The organism is Kitasatospora sp. NPDC058170, assembly GCF_042883905.1.
In the GTDB taxonomy this organism is placed as follows: Bacteria; Actinomycetota; Actinomycetes; order Streptomycetales; family Streptomycetaceae; genus Kitasatospora.
Map to the genome: position 1 here is coordinate 1 of NZ_JBHVUV010000065.1, position 16474 is coordinate 16474.

The 16474-nt window shown below is 72.1% G+C and carries 16 protein-coding genes and 1 pseudogene; 13 read left to right on the forward strand and 4 right to left on the reverse strand.

Annotation, left to right across the window (positions count from 1 at the left end; all coding sequences use genetic code 11):
- Positions 1-301: pseudogene (locus ACFVVX_RS37355) on the forward strand (urease subunit alpha); the annotation flags it as partial.
- Between the two features lie 153 nt (positions 302-454).
- On the opposite strand, the gene tatA reads toward ACFVVX_RS37355, so the two are convergent.
- Complete coding sequence (gene tatA / locus ACFVVX_RS37360; protein WP_387952580.1) at positions 455-730, reverse strand: Sec-independent protein translocase subunit TatA; 276 nt, start codon at positions 728-730, stop codon at positions 455-457.
- A gap of 73 nt (positions 731-803) precedes the next feature.
- The gene (locus tag ACFVVX_RS37365) at positions 804-1412 is read right to left on the reverse strand and encodes a TetR/AcrR family transcriptional regulator (RefSeq protein ID WP_387952582.1); all 609 of its coding nucleotides are present in this window, start codon (positions 1410-1412) and stop codon (positions 804-806) included.
- A 266-nt stretch (positions 1413-1678) separates the two neighbouring features.
- Between ACFVVX_RS37365 and ACFVVX_RS37370 the strand changes: the two genes are divergently transcribed.
- The 8 genes from ACFVVX_RS37370 to ACFVVX_RS37405 all read left to right on the forward strand — a co-directional run bounded on the left by ACFVVX_RS37370 (position 1679) and on the right by ACFVVX_RS37405 (position 10771).
- On the forward strand, positions 1679-2854 hold the full coding sequence (locus ACFVVX_RS37370; protein ID WP_387952584.1) for an agmatine deiminase family protein: 1176 nt from the start codon (positions 1679-1681) through the stop codon (positions 2852-2854).
- A gap of 88 nt (positions 2855-2942) precedes the next feature.
- Complete coding sequence (locus ACFVVX_RS37375) at positions 2943-3953, forward strand: agmatine/peptidylarginine deiminase (RefSeq protein WP_387952585.1); 1011 nt, start codon at positions 2943-2945, stop codon at positions 3951-3953.
- Between the two features lie 115 nt (positions 3954-4068).
- The gene (locus ACFVVX_RS37380; protein WP_387952586.1) at positions 4069-5742 is read left to right on the forward strand and encodes an ABC transporter substrate-binding protein; all 1674 of its coding nucleotides are present in this window, start codon (positions 4069-4071) and stop codon (positions 5740-5742) included.
- Entirely contained in the window at positions 5739-6698 is a 960-nt protein-coding gene (locus tag ACFVVX_RS37385) for an ABC transporter permease (RefSeq protein ID WP_387952588.1), read from the forward strand. The genes ACFVVX_RS37380 and ACFVVX_RS37385 overlap by 4 nt, the downstream gene beginning before the upstream one ends.
- A complete protein-coding gene (locus ACFVVX_RS37390; protein ID WP_387952590.1) occupies positions 6695-7549 on the forward strand; it encodes an ABC transporter permease in 855 nt (284 codons plus the stop codon). The genes ACFVVX_RS37385 and ACFVVX_RS37390 overlap by 4 nt, the downstream gene beginning before the upstream one ends.
- Positions 7546-8568 carry an ABC transporter ATP-binding protein gene (locus tag ACFVVX_RS37395; protein WP_387952592.1) on the forward strand — a complete coding sequence of 341 codons (1023 nt, stop codon included), beginning with the start codon at positions 7546-7548 and terminating at the stop codon, positions 8566-8568. The genes ACFVVX_RS37390 and ACFVVX_RS37395 overlap by 4 nt, the downstream gene beginning before the upstream one ends.
- Before the next feature lie 43 nt (positions 8569-8611).
- Positions 8612-9409, forward strand: coding sequence for an ABC transporter ATP-binding protein (locus ACFVVX_RS37400; RefSeq protein WP_387952594.1), 798 nt, complete (start codon positions 8612-8614; stop codon positions 9407-9409).
- A 171-nt stretch (positions 9410-9580) separates the two neighbouring features.
- Entirely contained in the window at positions 9581-10771 is a 1191-nt protein-coding gene (locus ACFVVX_RS37405; RefSeq protein ID WP_387952596.1) for an agmatine deiminase family protein, read from the forward strand.
- A gap of 18 nt (positions 10772-10789) precedes the next feature.
- On the opposite strand, the gene ACFVVX_RS37410 is transcribed toward ACFVVX_RS37405, so the two are convergent.
- On the reverse strand, positions 10790-11020 hold the full coding sequence (locus ACFVVX_RS37410; RefSeq protein WP_387952598.1) for a hypothetical protein: 231 nt from the start codon (positions 11018-11020) through the stop codon (positions 10790-10792).
- A gap of 365 nt (positions 11021-11385) precedes the next feature.
- Here ACFVVX_RS37410 and ACFVVX_RS37415 point away from each other — a divergent pair, with 365 nt between their 5' ends.
- Both ACFVVX_RS37415 and ACFVVX_RS37420 read left to right on the forward strand, forming a co-directional pair.
- Positions 11386-11646, forward strand: coding sequence for a hypothetical protein (locus tag ACFVVX_RS37415; RefSeq protein WP_387952599.1), 261 nt, complete (start codon positions 11386-11388; stop codon positions 11644-11646).
- A gap of 401 nt (positions 11647-12047) precedes the next feature.
- Positions 12048-12494, forward strand: coding sequence for a nitroreductase family deazaflavin-dependent oxidoreductase (locus tag ACFVVX_RS37420; protein WP_387952601.1), 447 nt, complete (start codon positions 12048-12050; stop codon positions 12492-12494).
- A gap of 169 nt (positions 12495-12663) precedes the next feature.
- Here ACFVVX_RS37420 and ACFVVX_RS37425 read toward each other — a convergent pair whose 3' ends face one another.
- Positions 12664-13368: a TetR/AcrR family transcriptional regulator gene (locus tag ACFVVX_RS37425; RefSeq protein ID WP_387952602.1), complete on the reverse strand. Its 705-nt coding sequence runs from the start codon at positions 13366-13368 to the stop codon at positions 12664-12666.
- 153 nt (positions 13369-13521) lie between these two features.
- Between ACFVVX_RS37425 and ACFVVX_RS37430 the strand changes: the two genes are divergently transcribed.
- Together ACFVVX_RS37430 and ACFVVX_RS37435 are read left to right on the forward strand one after the other, a co-directional pair.
- The gene (locus tag ACFVVX_RS37430; protein WP_387952604.1) at positions 13522-14751 is read left to right on the forward strand and encodes an agmatine/peptidylarginine deiminase; all 1230 of its coding nucleotides are present in this window, start codon (positions 13522-13524) and stop codon (positions 14749-14751) included.
- A 186-nt stretch (positions 14752-14937) separates the two neighbouring features.
- Positions 14938-16338, forward strand: coding sequence for a hypothetical protein (locus ACFVVX_RS37435; RefSeq protein WP_387952605.1), 1401 nt, complete (start codon positions 14938-14940; stop codon positions 16336-16338).
- The last annotated feature ends 136 nt before the right edge of the window (positions 16339-16474 follow it).

The window sequence follows — 16474 nt, forward strand, 5'->3', positions numbered from 1 at the left end:
CGACCGCTGCGAACCCCTCGTCCTCGGCCCCCAGTTCGGCGCCCACGGCGCCACCGCCGCCGACATCTCCGTCGCCTTCGTCGCCCAGGCCGCCGTGGACAACGGGGACATGATGCCGACCCGTCGCCGTCGCGTCGCCGTGCGCGGCACCCGGGGGATCGGTCCGCGCGACATGCTCCGCAACGGCCGCACCGGGCGGGTCGACGTGCATGCGCAGACCGGGCTGGTCTCGCTGGACGGCGAGCCGCTCTGCTCCGATCCCGCCGACTCCGTCTCGCTCAACCGGCTCTACTTCCTCTGAAGCCGTCAGAAGCCCTGGGTCCGGACCGGACCCAGGGCGCTGCGCGTTCCGCCTCCGAGCCCCAGGCTCGGAGGCCTCGGCGTGGTCGGGGCCGGAGGGCTCAGATCCGCCGAACCGAACCGGGACGGCGGTGGCAGGCGGCCTCGGACAGCCTCAGACGGCCCGGTCGGCCCGGACGGAGGCCCCGGCCGGGCGGGCGCCCGAGGCCGGCGCAGCAGTGGAGACGGTGGCAGGGGTGGAGGTCACGGCGGAGTCGACGGGCTCCGGCGAAGCGCCGTCGTCGCGCATGGCCGCGGTCTCGGCCTTCAGGATGCGCATGGACTTGCCGAGCCCGCGGGCCATGTCGGGCAGCTTCTTCGAGCCGAACAGCAGGACGACCACGGTCACCACGACCAGCAGGTGCCAGGGTTCCAGACCATTGCGGAGCATTGCGACTCACCAAGCCTTTCGCGGTGGGGGAGGGGCTCGGCCGAGCATGGACAGTCTCGCATTGACTGAAATATCAGTCAATGACGGCGGCAGCCGTGCGGCACGGCTCCGGCCGGAGGCCTTCGAGCTCCGCGTCGAGCGCCTCCGCGAGCAGCCGGCGGGCGTGGTCCAGGGGGAGCGAGCCGCTGAGCCAGCGGACACTGAGCCCCTCCAGCAGTGCCGTGAGTCGCTCGGCGGACGCGGCGTGGGCCGGGGCGGTCCCGGCGGGGTTGGCGCGGCCGAGCAGCTCGGCGATCTCGTGGACCCAGGTGTGGGTGGCCTTGGCCAGGTCCGTCCGCAGGTCCGCGTCGAAGACCGCGCTGGCTCTCAACTCGCCCCAGGCGGTGCTGTTCTCCCGAACCTCCGCGGTGTCCTGCAGCTCCAGCAGCAGGACCTGCGCCAGCTCGGCCCGCGGGTCGTCCTCGGCGTCGGGGCTCCACTGTGCGGTGTAGCGGTCGGCCCGCTCGCTGATGAAACCGAGGGTCTCGCGCAGGATCCCCGCCCGGTCGGCGAAGTGGTAGTAGATCAGCGAGGTCGACACGCCGGCCTCGGCCGCCAGCTCGGCCACGCGCAGCCCCCGCACGCCGCGCCGGGTGATGACGCGTGTGGCGGCTCTGAGTATCTCTGTTCGACGGTCTGACACGGGTGTTCACTCTACTCGCACATGAGGCGCCGAGGAGTAGTTTCCTGATCACATTTTCAGGACCTTCCCGCGCGGGGCTGATTCAGGACATCCCTGTTCACGGGGGTTTCGGGTGGCTCCGGGCCGTCCTGCCGGGCCAAGTCCGGACTGTGGAGCCGCGGGATCGGACCGGTGCGGATTGGGTCGCTCCTTCATCTTGACTGAATTTTCAGTTCAGAGCAGGATGTGGGTCACCCCACACCCTCCCGATCCCTCCAGGGAGTCCCATGGACACGCCCGTTCCCACCCGGCGCAGCCTGCTCAAGTTCGGGGCTGCGGCCCTTCCGTTGGCCGCCCTCGGCGCGGCCCTTCCGGCGATCACTCTCCCCACGAGTGCCCACGCCGCCACGGCGCCGTCGGGCGCCACGCTCACGCTGCCGGCGGAGACCGACCGGCACACGCGGACCTTCATGGCCTGGCCGGCCCTCCTGTCGGTCTGGCAGGACCAGCTCTCGGCGGTGCGCCGGGACATCGCCAACCTCGCCCACGAGATCTCGCGGTACGAGCCGGTGGTGCTGCTGGCCCGCCCCGAGCAGGCCGCCGACGCCCGCTACACCTGCGGTTTCGGCGCCTACTACCCGATCGAGGTCGAGGAGGTCGCCAACGACGACCTGTGGATCCGCGACTTCGGGCCCACCTTCGTGGTCGCCCCCGGCGCGATCGCCGGCGTCGACACCAACTTCAACGGCTGGGGGAAGACGGGCACGTCCTACTACCAGCCGTTCGGCAACGACGCCACCGCCGCCGCCAAGCTGCTCGGCCGCTACGGCGTCGACCGGGTCCGGGCCTCCTTCGTCGGCGAGGGCGGCTCGCTGGAGACCGACGGCCAGGGCACCCTGCTGGCCACCGTCAGCTCGCTGGTCAACCCCAACCGCAACCCGGGGATGACCCAGGACCAGGTCGAGCGCTCGCTCAAGGCGTCGCTCGGGATCGACAGGGTGATCTGGGTCCCGGGGCTGGCCGGCCAGGACATCACCGACTGCCACATCGACTGCCTCGCCCGCTTCACCGCCCCGGGCCAGGTCCTGCTGGACCAGCCGGGCCCGGGCACCGACGCCAGGTGGGTCGCGGTCTACGAGGAGGCGAAGCAGGTGCTGCGGAACGCCACCGACGCCCGCGGCCGCCGCCTGGAGATCACCGAGCTGCCCGGACCGGACCGCCGCCTGATCCGCGGGCGCGGCAAGGACTTCCTCTCCAGCTACACCAACTACTACACCGTCAACGGCGCCGTCCTCGCACCGCAGTTCGGCGACGGCTACGCGGACGGCGTCGCCTACGCGATCCTCCAGGCCAAGTACCCGGACCGCAGGATCGTCCAGGTCGACATCGACGCCATCGCGAGCGGCGGCGGCGGCATCCACTGCGCCACGCAGTCCCAGCCGGCCGTACCCCCCGCGGGCTGAGCCCGTTCCCGGCCGAGTTCCGGCAGGGGACGGTCCGGCGGGCCCGTCCCCCTTGTACTGACTGAATATTCAAACAGGAGAAGTGTTCATGACTTTCCGTATGCCGGCCGAGTGGACCGAGCACGAGGGCTGCCTGATGGCCTGGCCGACCAGGGCCGAGCTGTGGGGCGAGGAGCTGGACGGGGCCCGGCAGGAGTACGCCCAGGTCGCCCGCGCGATCTCCGAGTTCGAGCCGGTGACGATGGTCGCCTGTCCCGGGCAGGGCGAGCAGGCCCGCGCCCTGTGCGGGGACGGCGTCGAGGTGGTGGAACTGCCCATCGACGACTCGTGGTTCCGCGACTCCGGCCCGATCTTCGTCCTCGGCCCCGAGGGCGAGCGGGCCGGGGTGGACTTCCGCTTCAACGCCTGGGGCCGCAAGCACCACCCGTACGACACCGACGACCGGATCGCCGCCCTGCTGCTGGAGCGCCTGGACGTCGAGCGCATCGACTCCCGGATGATCCTGGAGGGCGGCGCGATCACCGTCGACGGCGAGGGCACGCTGATCACCACCGAGCAGTGCCTGCTCCACCCCAACCGCAACCCCGGGATGAGCAAGGAGGAGATCGAGGCCGAGCTGGTGGCCCGGCTCGGCGTCACCACCGTCATCTGGCTGCCCTACGGCGGCCTGCTGGACACCGAGACCGACGGCCACGTCGACGGCGTCTGCGCGTTCGTGGCCCCCGGCAAGGTGGTGGTCCAGCTCCCGAGCGACCCCAACCACCCGGACTACGACCGCATGCGCGCCAACCGCGCCGTGCTGGAGTCCGCGGTCGACGCGCAGGGCCGGAAGCTGGAGATCATCGACCTGCCGCAGAGCGCCTTCGTGCAGGTCGACGGCAAGGAGACCGAGGTCGGCTACCTCAACTTCTACATCGCCAACGGCGGTGTCGTCGTCCCGACGGCCGACATCCCCGAGGACGAGGGAGCGCTCGCGGTGATCGCGGCCGCGCTGCCCGGCCGCAAGGTCGTGGGCGTGCGCTCCCGGGTGATCGCCTTCGGCGGCGGCGGCGTCCACTGCATCACCCAGCAGGTGCCGGCGGCCCGCCCCACCGTGTGACCCGCAGGTCCAGCACGTCGTAACCGGACCGGCGGGCCCGCACCCCCACGCACGCGGGCCGGCCGGTCCGGTCCCACTCGCCACCCCCGTCACGCACGGAAGAGAGCCCACCCTCATGACAGACCCCCGGAACAGGTCAAGAAGCCGCAGATCCCCGCACCGGCGGCCCGCTCTCCGAGCCGCGGCCCTGGCCGCCGCCACCTTCGCCACCTTCACGCTCGCGACCGCCTGCTCCGGTCCGCCGAAGGGCGGCGGCGCCGGCACGGAGGCCTACCGGCTCTCCGCCGACACCCCGCCCGCCAAGGGCGGCCTGGAGTCCTTCACCTGGGCCGTCTACGCCGAACCGCCCACCCTGGACTACATCTCGGCGTTCGACTACCCGCAGAACACCATCCTCTCCAACGTGTGCGAGAGCCTGATGCGGTGGACTCCGCAGCTCACGCTCGCCCCGGGCCTGGCGGAGAAGGCCTCCAACCCCGACCCGACCACCTGGGTCTACGACCTGCGCCCGAACGTGCACTTCCACGACGGCGGCGTCATGACCGCCGACGACGTGGTGTACAGCCTCGGCCGGCAGATGAACCCCGACAACGCGGCCGCCTGGGCCCAGCAGTTCCAGAACGTCGCCGGTATCACCAAGACCGGCCCGCTCCAGGTCACCGTCAAGCTCACCCAGCCCGACTCGCAGTTCAACCAGTACCTGGCCACCGCCGCCGGCGTGGTCGCCTCGAAGGCCGGGGTGGAGGCGGCGGGCAAGGACTACGGCACCGGCGGCAGCCTCGACTGCACCGGGCCGTTCAAGCTCGGCACCTGGACCAAGGGCCAGTCGATCGAACTCCAGCGCTTCGACGACTACTGGGGCACCAGGGCCAAGTCTGCCAAGGCCGTCTTCCGCTTCCTCACCGACTCCTCGGCCCGGGTCAACGCCCTGCTCAGCGGCGAGGCCGACGGCGGCTACCTGATCCCCACCGAGAGCTACGAGCGGCTGCGGACCGGCGGCTCGGGCACCCTCTACTTCGGCGAGGGCCTCAGCACCGTCAACGTCAACGTCACCAACATGCAGGGCGTGCTCGGCGACGTCCGGGTCCGCAAGGCCCTGTCGCTCGCCCTCGACCGCTCCGGCTTCGTCCGTACCGGCCTCGGCGGGGCCGGCACCGTCACCGGCTCCCTGACCACCCGCGCCGCCTGGGCCGGGGCCCCCGAGCACATCCGCACCGAGGCGTTCGAGGGGCTGACCCCCACCAGCCCCGACCTCGACCGGGCCAAGGCCCTGGTCAAGGAGGCCGGCGCCACCGGGAAGAGCATCACCGTGGCCACCAGCCCGATCGGCCAGGACGTCTCCCTGCTGGCGACCGCCGTCCAGGCCGCCGGCGCGAAGATCGGCCTCGACGTCCAGCTGAAGACCATCGCCCCCAACGCCTTCACCTCCCTGTTCACCGACCCGAAGGCACGCGAGGGCATCGACCTGTTCCCGGAGACGTACTACGACTCCATCACCGACCCGCTGGACCTGCTGGCCAACTTCCGGACCGGCGCCTACCAGAACTTCGCCTCGTACAGCGACCCCGGCTACGACGACCTGGTCAAGAAGGCCGCCGCCGCCACCGACTCCGCCGAGCGGTTCACCCTGGCAGCCCAGCTCCAGAAGACCGCCTCCGAGCAGCTGCTCTGGATCCCCGTCGCCGAGTGGCCCACCGCGGTCTTCCTCAACAAGCGGATCACCGGCGCCCCGACCACCATCTCGTACCTCTACTACCCGTGGGCGGCCGATGTGGGGGCGGCCCGGTGAGTTTCCTGAGATTCGCCGCCCGGCGGCTGGCCGAGATGGCCGCCACCCTGGTCGGCGCCTCGTTCGTGATCTTCGGTGCGATGTACCTCGCGCCCGGCAGCCCGGCGAGCTTCCTGCTCGCCGGCCGCTCGGCCTCCCCGGAGGCGCTCAAGGCGGTCAACGCCCAGTACCACCTGGACGACCCGTTCCTCCTGCAGTACCTGCGCTGGGCCGGGCAGATCGCGCACGGCGACTTCGGCCGCTCGATCACCTACCGCACCGACGTCTCCCGGCTGCTCTCCGACCGGCTGCCCGCCACCCTGCTCCTGGTCGCGATGGCGCTCGTCCTCGTCCTCGCCCTCGGCCTGCTGCTCGGCTGGATCGGCGCCGTCCGCGGCGGCCGCGCGGACTCCGGCATCCTCGTCACCACCGCCGTCGCCGTGGGCACCCCCTCCTTCGTCGCCGCCGTCCTGCTGCAGGGCCTGTTCGCGGTGAACCTGGGCTGGTTCCCCACCGGCGGCACCGGCGACGGCCTCGGTTCGATGCTCTGGCACCTCACCCTTCCCGCCGTCGCCCTCGCGCTCTACCTGATCGGCATGCTCGCCCGGGTCACCCGCGCCGCGATGCTCGACGTCCTCGGCCACGAGCACGTCACCGTCGCCCGCAGCCGGGGCGTCACCGAGCACCACGTGATCCGCCGGCACGTCTTCCGCAACGCCCTGGGCACCGTCCTGACCACCGGCGGACTCATCATCTCCACCCTGCTGGTCTGCACCGTCCTGGTGGAGACCGCGTTCAGCGTCGGCGGCATCGGACAGCTCCTCGAACTGTCCACCACCACCAAGGACTTCCCCACCGTGCAGGCCATCTCCCTGATCATGGTCGGGCTCTTCATGGCGGTGAACCTGGTCGTCGACCTGCTCCACCCACTGGTCGACCCCCGGGTCACCCTCGGAGCGAGGAAAGCCGCCGGATGACCGACACCCTGCTGCGCCGGCCCGGCCTCGGCCGGATCCGCACCGCCCGCGCACCGCTCCACCTGCTCTGCCTGGGCTTCGTCGCCCTGGTCGTCCTGGCCGCGGTCCTCGCCCCGTGGGTCGTGCCCGCCGACCCGAACGCCGTCGACCTGGGCAACGCGCTCGCCGGGCCCTCCGCCGACCACCTGCTCGGCGTCGACGCCTCCGGGCGCGACACCCTGTCCCGCCTGGTCACCGGCGCCCGGACCTCCCTGCTCGGACCGCTCGGCGTGGTCGTCTTCTCCACCCTGGCCGGTGTCGCGGTCGGCGTCACCGCCGCCTGGCGGGGCGGCTGGCTGGACTCCGTCCTCTCCCGCAGCACGGAACTGGTCTTCGCCTTCCCCGGCATGCTGCTGGCGATCCTGATCGTCTCCGTCTACGGCGAGGGACTGCTCGCCCCGGTCATCGCCCTCGCCATCGCCTACCTGCCCTACGTCAGCCGCCTCACCCGCTCGCTCGTCCTCGCCGAACGCGCCCGCCCCTACGTCGAGGCCTACCAGGTCCAGGGCCACTCCGGCCTGCAGATCTGCCTGCGCCACGTCATCCCCGGCATCGCGCCGGTGGTCCTGGCGCAGTCCACCATCAACTTCGGCTACGCCCTGATCGACCTGGCCGGCCTCTCCTTCCTCGGGCTCGGCGTCCCCGCGCTCACCCCCGACTGGGGCCGGATGGTCTTCGACGGCCAGGCCGCCGTCCAGCACGGCTACCCGCTGTCGGCGGTCCTGCCCTGCGCCGCGATCGTGCTGACCGTCGTCGCCTTCAACGTCGTCGGCGAACGCTGGGCCGACCAGGTCGCCAGGAGGGACCGATGACCACCCTCGACATCCAGGCCTACCGCCTGCGCCTGCCGAACACCGCCCGGCCCGTCCTCGCCGGCGTCGACCTCACCGTCGACGCGGGGGAGACGGTCGCCCTCGTCGGCGAGTCCGGCTCCGGCAAGAGCCTCACCTCCCGCAGCGTCCTCGGCCTGCTCCCCACCGGGGCCGCCACCGAGGGCACCGTGCGGGTCAACGGCGACGACGTCCTCACCATGTCGCCCGAGCAGTTGCGCCGGCTGCGCACCGGCACCGCCGCGATGATCTTCCAGGACCCCCGGGCCGCCATCAACCCGCTGCGCCGCCTCGGGGACTTCCTCACCGAGACCGTGCGGCGGGGCGGCGGCCTGGCCGCCGGGGCCGCGGCCGAACGGGCCGCGGAGATGCTGGACGCGGTCGGCCTGCCCGCATCCGTCCTGGACCGCTACCCCGGGCAGGTGTCCGGCGGCATGCTCCAACGGGTCATGATCGCGGCCGCCCTGATGGGTGATCCCGCACTGATCCTCGCCGACGAACCCACCACCGCCCTGGACGTCACCTCCCAGGCCGAGGTGGTCGCACTCCTGGGAGACCTCCAGGAACGCTTCGGCACCGGCCTGCTCTTCGTCACCCACGACCTGGGCCTCGCCGCCGCCATCAGCGACCGCGTCTACGTGATGTACGCCGGCCGGATCGTCGAGACCGGCCCCGCCGAGGCCCTGTTCGAACGGCCGCTCCACCCCTACACGGCCGCGCTGCTCGCCTCGACGCCGCGCCTGGACGCCCCCCGGGGCAGGCTCGCCGCCATCGAGGGCCGGCCGCCGAGCCTGCGCGACGAGCTGACGGGCTGCCCGTTCGCGCCGCGCTGTCCGCTCGCGACCTTCCTGTGCACCCAGCAGGTGCCCGCGCTGCTGCCGGTCCAGGGCGAGCCGGCCCGTCGCACCGCCTGCCACCACAGCGACAGCACCGGCCACAGCAGCCCTGGTGGCCACAGCGGCCTCAGCGACCTCACCGGGAAGGGGAACGCCGATGCGTAGCCCGGACCTGGGAGCCACGGCCCGTTCGAAGGGAGTGCCGGCGATGCGCAAGACCGTGCTGGAGGCGGTCGGCCTGCACCGCGCCTACGGAGGCGTGCAGGCGGTCGACAACGTCTCCTTCACGCTGGCCGAGGGCCGCTCGCTGGGCATCGTCGGCGAGTCCGGCTCCGGCAAGACCACCACCGCGCGGATCGTCGTCGGGCTGGAACGGGCGGACTCCGGCCGGGTCCTGGTCCACCGCCGGGACCGTACCGAGCACCGGCGCGGCCGGGCCCACCGGCTCGCGCGGGCCCGCGAGGTCCAGATGGTCTTCCAGGACCCGTACCTGTCCCTGGACCCGCGCACCGCCGTCGGCGCGGTGCTGCGCGAGACCCTCCGGCTGCACTTCCCGGACGCGGACCACCCCCGCCGGATCGCCGAACTCCTGGAACAGGTCGGCCTCGGCGAGCGGGAGGCCGGCGCCCTGCCCCGGCAGCTGTCCGGCGGCCAGCGCCAGCGCGTCGCGATCGCCCGGGCGCTGGCGGTCGAGCCCTCGGTCCTCGTCCTCGACGAGGCGGTGGCGGCCCTCGACGTCTCCGTCCAGGCGCAGATCCTCAACCTGCTCGCCGACATCCGCGAGGAGACCGGCATCGGCTACCTGTTCATCACCCACGACCTCGGCGTGGTCCGGTCCGTCACCGACGACGTCATCGTGATGCGGCACGGGCGGATCGTGGAGTCCGGCCCGACCGCCGAGGTCCTCGCCCGCCCGCGCCACCCCTACACCCGGCTGCTGCTCGACTCCGTGCCCAGGCCGGGCTGGGACCCGCGGTCCATCGCGGCCGCCCGCCGCGCCCTGTAGGGCGGCTCCCGTACCCGGGTCCGGACCGTCGACGCCCCCACGGCGGCGGTCCGGACCCGCTTCGTTTCCCCCGATCGGCAGCGCCCGGTATCACCACCTCACCCCTCGGCCGCATCTACTGTCGGATATCGCCCGTTTCGGGCTGCATCCGCATGAACGAGGGGACCTGTCGTGAAAGACCTCTTCCCGTCCCGCCGGGCGGTGCTGCGCTCGGGGGCGGCCGCCGCCGCGCTCGTCCTGCTGGAGGGCTGCGGATCCGACGCCCCGCCCGCCGAGGGGGAACCGCCCTCGGCGGGCACGGGCACGGGCACGGGTACGACCGCGAGTCCGGCGACCGGGCCCGGCACGGCGGCCCCGGCCTCGTACGCGATGCCGGCCGAATGGCGCCCCCACACCAGGACGTTCATGGCCTGGCCGGCCCTCGAATCGGTGTGGGGCGACCAACTGCCCGCCGTGCGCGAGGACATCGCGCACGTGGCGCAGGCCGTCGCCCGGTTCGAGCCGGTGGTGCTGATGGCCCGCCCGGAGCAGAGCGCGGAGGCCCGGCAGCTGTGCGGCGCCGACGTGGAGGTCATCGACCTCGCGGTGGACGACCTCTGGGCCCGCGACACCGGCCCGACCTTCGTGACCGGCCCGGGCGGACTCGCCGGGGTCGACCTCAACTTCAACGGCTGGGGGAACAAGCAGACCCACACCGAGGACGGCCAGGTCGCCCGCAGGCTGCTCGACCGGTACGGCATCCGGCGCATCCAGGCGCCGATCACCGGGGAGGGCGGCGGGATCGAGGTCGACGGCGAGGGCACCCTGATGGCCACCGAGAGCTCCTGGGTCAACGAGAACCGCAACCCGGGCAGGACCCGCGACCAGATCGAGGCGGCCTTCAAGGAGCTGTTCGGCGTCCGGAAGGTCATCTGGTTCACCGGCGTGGCCGGGCAGGACATCACCGACTGCCACATCGACGCGCTGGCCAGGTTCGCCGAGCCCGGGGTGGTCCTCATCCACCGGCCCGGCCCGGACACCCCGCCGGACATCTGGTCCCGGGCCTCCGACCAGGCGCTGGAGGTGCTCCGCGGGGCCACCGACGCCGCGGGCCGCCCGCTGCGGGTCGTGGACCTCGTCGAGCCCGACCTCAGTGCCGTCCCGGACCCGGGCAAGGACTTCCTGGCGACCTACCTCAACTACTACGTGGTCAACGGAGCCGTCATCATGCCCCGCTTCGGGGACAAGGTGTCCGACGACCGGGCGGCCGGAATCCTGGCCGACCTCCACCCGGGGCGGGAGATCGTACCGGTGGGCATCAACGCCATCGCCGCGGGCGGCGGCGGCATCCACTGCTCCACCCAGCAGCAGCCGGTCCAGTGACGCCGGCGGGCACCGGGCTCAGGTGGCGTACGGCGGGTGCGGCGGGTCCTCGTCGCTGGGTGTGTGCACCACCGCCCTGGCGGTGTGCGGCGGAGTGAACTGGGCGTTGTGTTCGGCGGCGCCCCGGGTGGCGGCCTTCTTGCTGTCGAACAGCATGACGACGGGAAGGTCCTCCTCCGGGCAGTACACATCCCACCTGGTCCCGGAGTGCGGCCCCGCTAAGGCCTGCTGCTCGCTGGGTTTCGTCATCACGGAAACACCTCCGTGCAGAGTTGGTCCGGGCTGAACGGAACAGAAGAGGTGTCGGACTCTGCCCGGACCGAGAGGTGAATCGTGGAAACGAGCGACGGGCGACCGGGCACAGCCGTATGCCCTCGTCTGTGCTGAGCGCAACTCCATTGTCCCACCCGCGACACGGGCCCGCCAGGCCCGCCAGGCCGCCGAGCCTGCCGGTGGTGGGCCTGCGTCGGCGGTCGGACAATGGAGTAGCGCCCCTACGGCTGGGCCGATCTGCCCGTCACTCCTCTCCGCGACTCATCCTTCAGGCCGGGTACGGTCTTCCTCTTCCGCTCGGTCCAGTTTCCCGGGGCATTCTGAGTGGAGGTGTTTCCACTGTGACTGAACCCAGCGACCAGCCAGGTCGGGCGGGGTCAACATCCGAAGCCATCTGGGATGTGTGGTGCCCGCAGGACGAGTCCGTCCTCATCTCGGGTTTCCACAACAAACATGACGCCAAGCATGCAGCGGACGAACACAACGCCATGTTCACTCCGCCGCACAAGGCTCGGGTGGCGGTGGGCCACAAGGAGTTCGATGATCCGCCGCCCCACCACCACCACCCGCACCACCAGCCCGCAGCTCAGCGCGAAGGGTAGCCGGTCCGGGCGATGCCCCGGGGGTGCGGCGCACTGCTGGGCGCAGCCCTACCAGCCTCGCTCGTTCGCGAGCTCGTGAGTTCATGAGTCCCCGTCGGCAGCCCCCCGTCGGCAGCCCCCGTCGGCGTGCTGACGGGGGCTCGGTGCGGCCCCGCCCGGAGCCGTCGCGAGCGCGGTATCCGGCAGCGCCGCCCCGGCCCCTGGGACCACCCGAACGGGCACCGCTTCCGACCCGGACGCGCGGGTGGTACCCGCTATGCTTCGCCCCCTGGGAGGTGCTCCGACAGGAGTGGGAGCAGGGGCCGCGGCAGTCATCGTTCCTGCTGGTCGTGGGCACTTTGCGCTGGACCTGACCACCTGTCGGACACCACACTTCATGACGTGACGATGGGGTGAATGCGATGCCTCTTGAGGGCGAGTACGAGCCGAGTCCGGCGCAGTGGGTGCGCGATCAGGTCGAGTTGTACGAGAGTTCGGGCGGGACACAGGGATTGACGCTCTGGGACACGGGCCTGCCCGTCGTCATCCTCACGACGCGCGGCGTGAAGAGCGGCAAGATCCGCAAGATCCCGCTGATGCGCGTGGAGCACGAGGGGCGGTACGCGGTCGTGGCCTCGAAGGGCGGCTTCCCGGAGCACCCGGTCTGGTACTTCAACGTCAAGGCCGACCCGCACGTGGAGCTCCAGGACGGTCCCGTACGCCAGGACATGACGGCCCGTGAGATCACCGGGGACGAGAAGGCCGAGTGGTGGGAGCGCGCGGTCGCCGCGTATCCGCCGTACGCCGAGTACCAGGAGAAGACCGACCGGGTGATCCCCGTCTTCGTGCTGGAGCCCGTGCGCGGGTAGGACCCGGCGCTTCTCCACCCGCCGTCGGTGTCCCGCGGTGCGGTGAGAGGCCTGCGGCGGCCCGGTGGCCGAGGGCGAGGATCCGCTGACGTCTCCGGCCGCCCGGTCCACCCCGTCCGTCCGGTCCACCCCGTGACCGGCGCGGGGTGCACCGGGCCGGCCGGCCGGGTCAGGCCCGGGCTGATCCGGCCGCGTCTGCCGTGCCGGTCGCTCCGGCCGCGAGCCCGAGGACGAGTGCCCGCATCACCGGTGCGGAGTCGATCTGCGCGCCGAGCGACTGGATCGCGGCGAGCCCGTCCGTCCCGGCCGCCGCGGCCTCGCCCAGCGGTCGGGGGTCGAACCCGCCGCCGCGCTCGTCCGCCAGGACCTGGAACAGCGCGACGAAGCACTCCCGCCACCGCCGGTACTCCGCCTCCAGGCTCTCCCGCACCCGCTCGTCGCCGACGGCGAACCAGTGCAGGGCGGAGTGCAGCCGCGACAGGTCGCCGGCCTCCGGCTGCGCCAGCATCACGACGACCTGCTCGGCCCGTTCGGCGAAGGTCCCCGGCCCGGCGACCGCCTCCTCCAGCGGGGTGATCCACTCCGGCCTGATGTTCTCCACCACCGCGACGATCAGGTCGGTGCGGTTCTGGAAGTGGTAGTGGCACATGCCGTGGGTCACCCCGCCCAGGGCCGCCACGTTGCGGGTGGTGAAGGGCACCGAGCCGTCCCCGGCGAGCAGTTCGCGGGCGGCGGCGAGCAGTCGCGCCCGCGTCTGCTCGCCCTTCGCCGAGGCGCGCGGGCGCCTGGCGCCGACGGCGGCGCCGACAGCGGCCCCGGTGTCGCCCGAAGCCGCCGGGTCGATGGGGCGAGGGTCCTCAGCGCGCGTAGCCATCCGGAAACTCTAGTGCCGCGTGACGAGGCCGAAGCGATCACGGGGGCGGACCGGGTGAGTTCTGCCAAAAGTATTGACCGAGCGCTTGGTCAGTTTTACCGTCATGGCCATCACGTGGAAGGACCACGGATGGACAGAACGGGAGACCGAGAGATGAACGGTCACAACGAACCGCACGTCTCGTCCGGCAGAACGCCGGCTCCGCTGGGGCGGAGGAACTTCCTGGTCGCGGCCGGGCTGGTCACGGCGGGTACCGCCTGGGCGGCGAGCGGCGCCACCGCCGCGGCGTCCGCGGCCGGACGCGCCGCCGTCCCGGCCGGTGCCGCGGCCGCCGGCACCTTCGCCGTCCCGATCGACACGGTGGCCCACACCCGGACCTGGATGGCCTGGCCGGACGACGCCTCGATCTGGACCGGTCGCCGCGGCGGCCGCAGAGGCGGCACGACGCCCTCGGTGGCGCAGATCCAGGCCAACATCGCGCTGGTCGCCAACACCATCGCCAAGTACGAACCCGTCTACCTGTGCGCCAACCCCGCCGCCGCGGTGGCCGCCAGGCGGGCCTGCCCGGGTGCCAACGTAACGGTGATCACCTCGATCCCGGTCAACGACTGCTGGATGCGCGACTCCGGTCCGGTCTTCCGCACCGACGGGCAGGGCGGGCTGGACGCGATCGGCCTCAACTTCAACGGCTGGGGCGGCAACCAGACCTACACCAACGACGGCAAGGTGGCCGGCCGGGTCGCCGCCCTCGCGGGCGTGCCGTTCACGGCGGCCGGCCTGGTCGGCGAGGGCGGCGCCATCGAGACCGACGGCGCGGGCACCCTGATGGCCACCCGGAGCAGCATCCTGGTGTCCAACCGCAACCCGGGCATGACGCAGACGCAGGCCGAGAACGCGATGAAGGCCGCGTACGGCGCCAGCAGGGTCATCTGGTTCGCCGGGGTCGCGGGCCAGGACATCACCGGCGACCACGTCGACGCGACCTCGCGCTTCCTGGCCCCGGGCAAGGGCCTGGTCCAGCAGCCGAACGCCACGGACGACCCGTCGGACGTCTGGACCAAGGACGAGATCAACCAGTACAACGTGCTGTCCGCGGCGACCGACGCCCGCGGCGTCCGGATCCAGGCCACCAAGCTCGGCGGCCCGGACTACTACACGATCCGACAGAGCGACCCCGCGTTCGTCGGCTCCTACGCCAACTACTACGTCTGCAACGGCGCGGTGATCGCCGCCCAGTTCGGGGACTCCCGGGCGGACGCCGCGGCGAAGGCGAAGCTCCAGTCGCTCTTCCCCGGGCGCGTCGTCGAGCAGCTGAACATCGACTACATCGGCCTCGGCGGCGGCGGCATCCACTGCGTCACCCAGCCGCAGCCGGTTCCGTAGGGTCCTGAGCCCGACCGGCCCCGGCTCGGCCCCGACCCTCGGCTCGGCGCGTGTGCGCGCCGAGCCGGGGAGCGCGGGGCCGGGTCTCTTGTGCCGACCGGCGACATGACAGATGATCATGCCGTTCGGCCGTGATCACGTCATCGACCACGGCTCAGATGCGGTGCTCCACAACGGGGGTTGGCCATGTCCACGGATTCCACGCAGGGTGCGCAGCCCGTACCGTCCGCGCAGGCGGGCGGTCCCGGGGGCGGGGGCGACGAGCCGCGCCGACCGGGCCGGCGGACCCTGCTCGCCGGGCTGACCGGAGCGGGCGCCCTGGCCGGCGGCCTCGCGCTGGGGGGCCGCAGCGCCGTCGCCGCGCCGGTGGCGGTGGCCGCCGACCCCCGCGGGTACGTGGTCGACGTCGTCGCCAAGGGCGCCGACCCGACCGGGGTGACGCCGAGCGACACCGCCTTCCGGGACGCCGTGGCCGAGGTGCTCGGGGGAGCCCCCGAAACCGGGGTCACCCTGAAGAAGGTGCTCGTGATCCCGCCGGGCACCTACCTGCTCACCCAGCCCGACAGCCTGCTGCCGGCCACCCAGAACACCGACACCCGCACGCAGAGCGTCATCGACGGCATCTCGATCAGCGGCTTCGGCAAGCGCGTCTCCCGCATCGTGTACGCCCCGACGGTTCGGGACACGGTGCTCTGGCGGAACATGGACCGCTACAAGAACATCCGGATCAGCGGCCTGACCTTCGAGAGCCGGGACGCCACCGCGACGTTCAACTACTCCTACTCGTCCAAGGCGTTCGGTGTACAGGACACCTGGTACACCGACGTCGACTGGCGCGGCACCTGGAAGGCCGGCATCGTCCTCGACGGCCCGACGGTCACGTCCAACCTGAACAGCGAGATGGGCTGGGACCACTGCCAGATCAGCGGCTCCTACGCCGACGCGTTCCTGGTGATGGGTGGGAAGCCCGCCGAGAAGCAGCAGGACCAGTTCCTCAACTACTGGTTCCGCGACTGCAAGGTGGAGTTCCAGTCGGGCATCTTCGTGCGCAACGAGCGCGGCGGCTCGATGAACTTCATCGGCGGGTCGTACATCCTCACCGACCCCGAATCGACCGGCACCTTCTTCAAGCTGGGTGCCAACCCGCAGCGCAACGACTCGCTGATGCGCCTCTACGCCCAGGGCATCCGCTTCGAGGTGCGGGGCGCGGGCCACAAGGTGATCGACTCCGCCTGGTACAAGGGGACCATCACCTTCGTGTCCTGTGACGACACGGCCAACGCCTACCAGCCCTGGGCCTCCGGCGACACTGCCGTCCCCCACGTGTACCGCTTCGACGCCGTCAACCCCTCGCGCGGACCGATGATCCGCTACCAGGACTGCGCCCTGCTCGGCGCGCACCAGGTGACGGCGGCCACCGCCACGACGGCGGGCAAGCTGCTGTACGACGGCTGCCGGTTCGCCAACGCGTCCGCGGGCACGGGTGCCACCGGCTTCCTGCGCTGGACGGGCACCGCGCCCTGGTACGAGTTCCGCGACTGCCTGGTGAAGAGCGAGCGCCTCCCGGACGCCCGGGTCTCGGGGTAGCGGACTGCCCTGGAAACGCCACGACGCCGCTGTACCCGGGCCCGGTGTGGTTCCGGGTGGGTGCAGCGGCGTTGTCGTGTGGTGCGGGGGTGGTGCGGGGTGGTGTGGGGGGTGTTACTTGGTGAGGCCGGCCTTG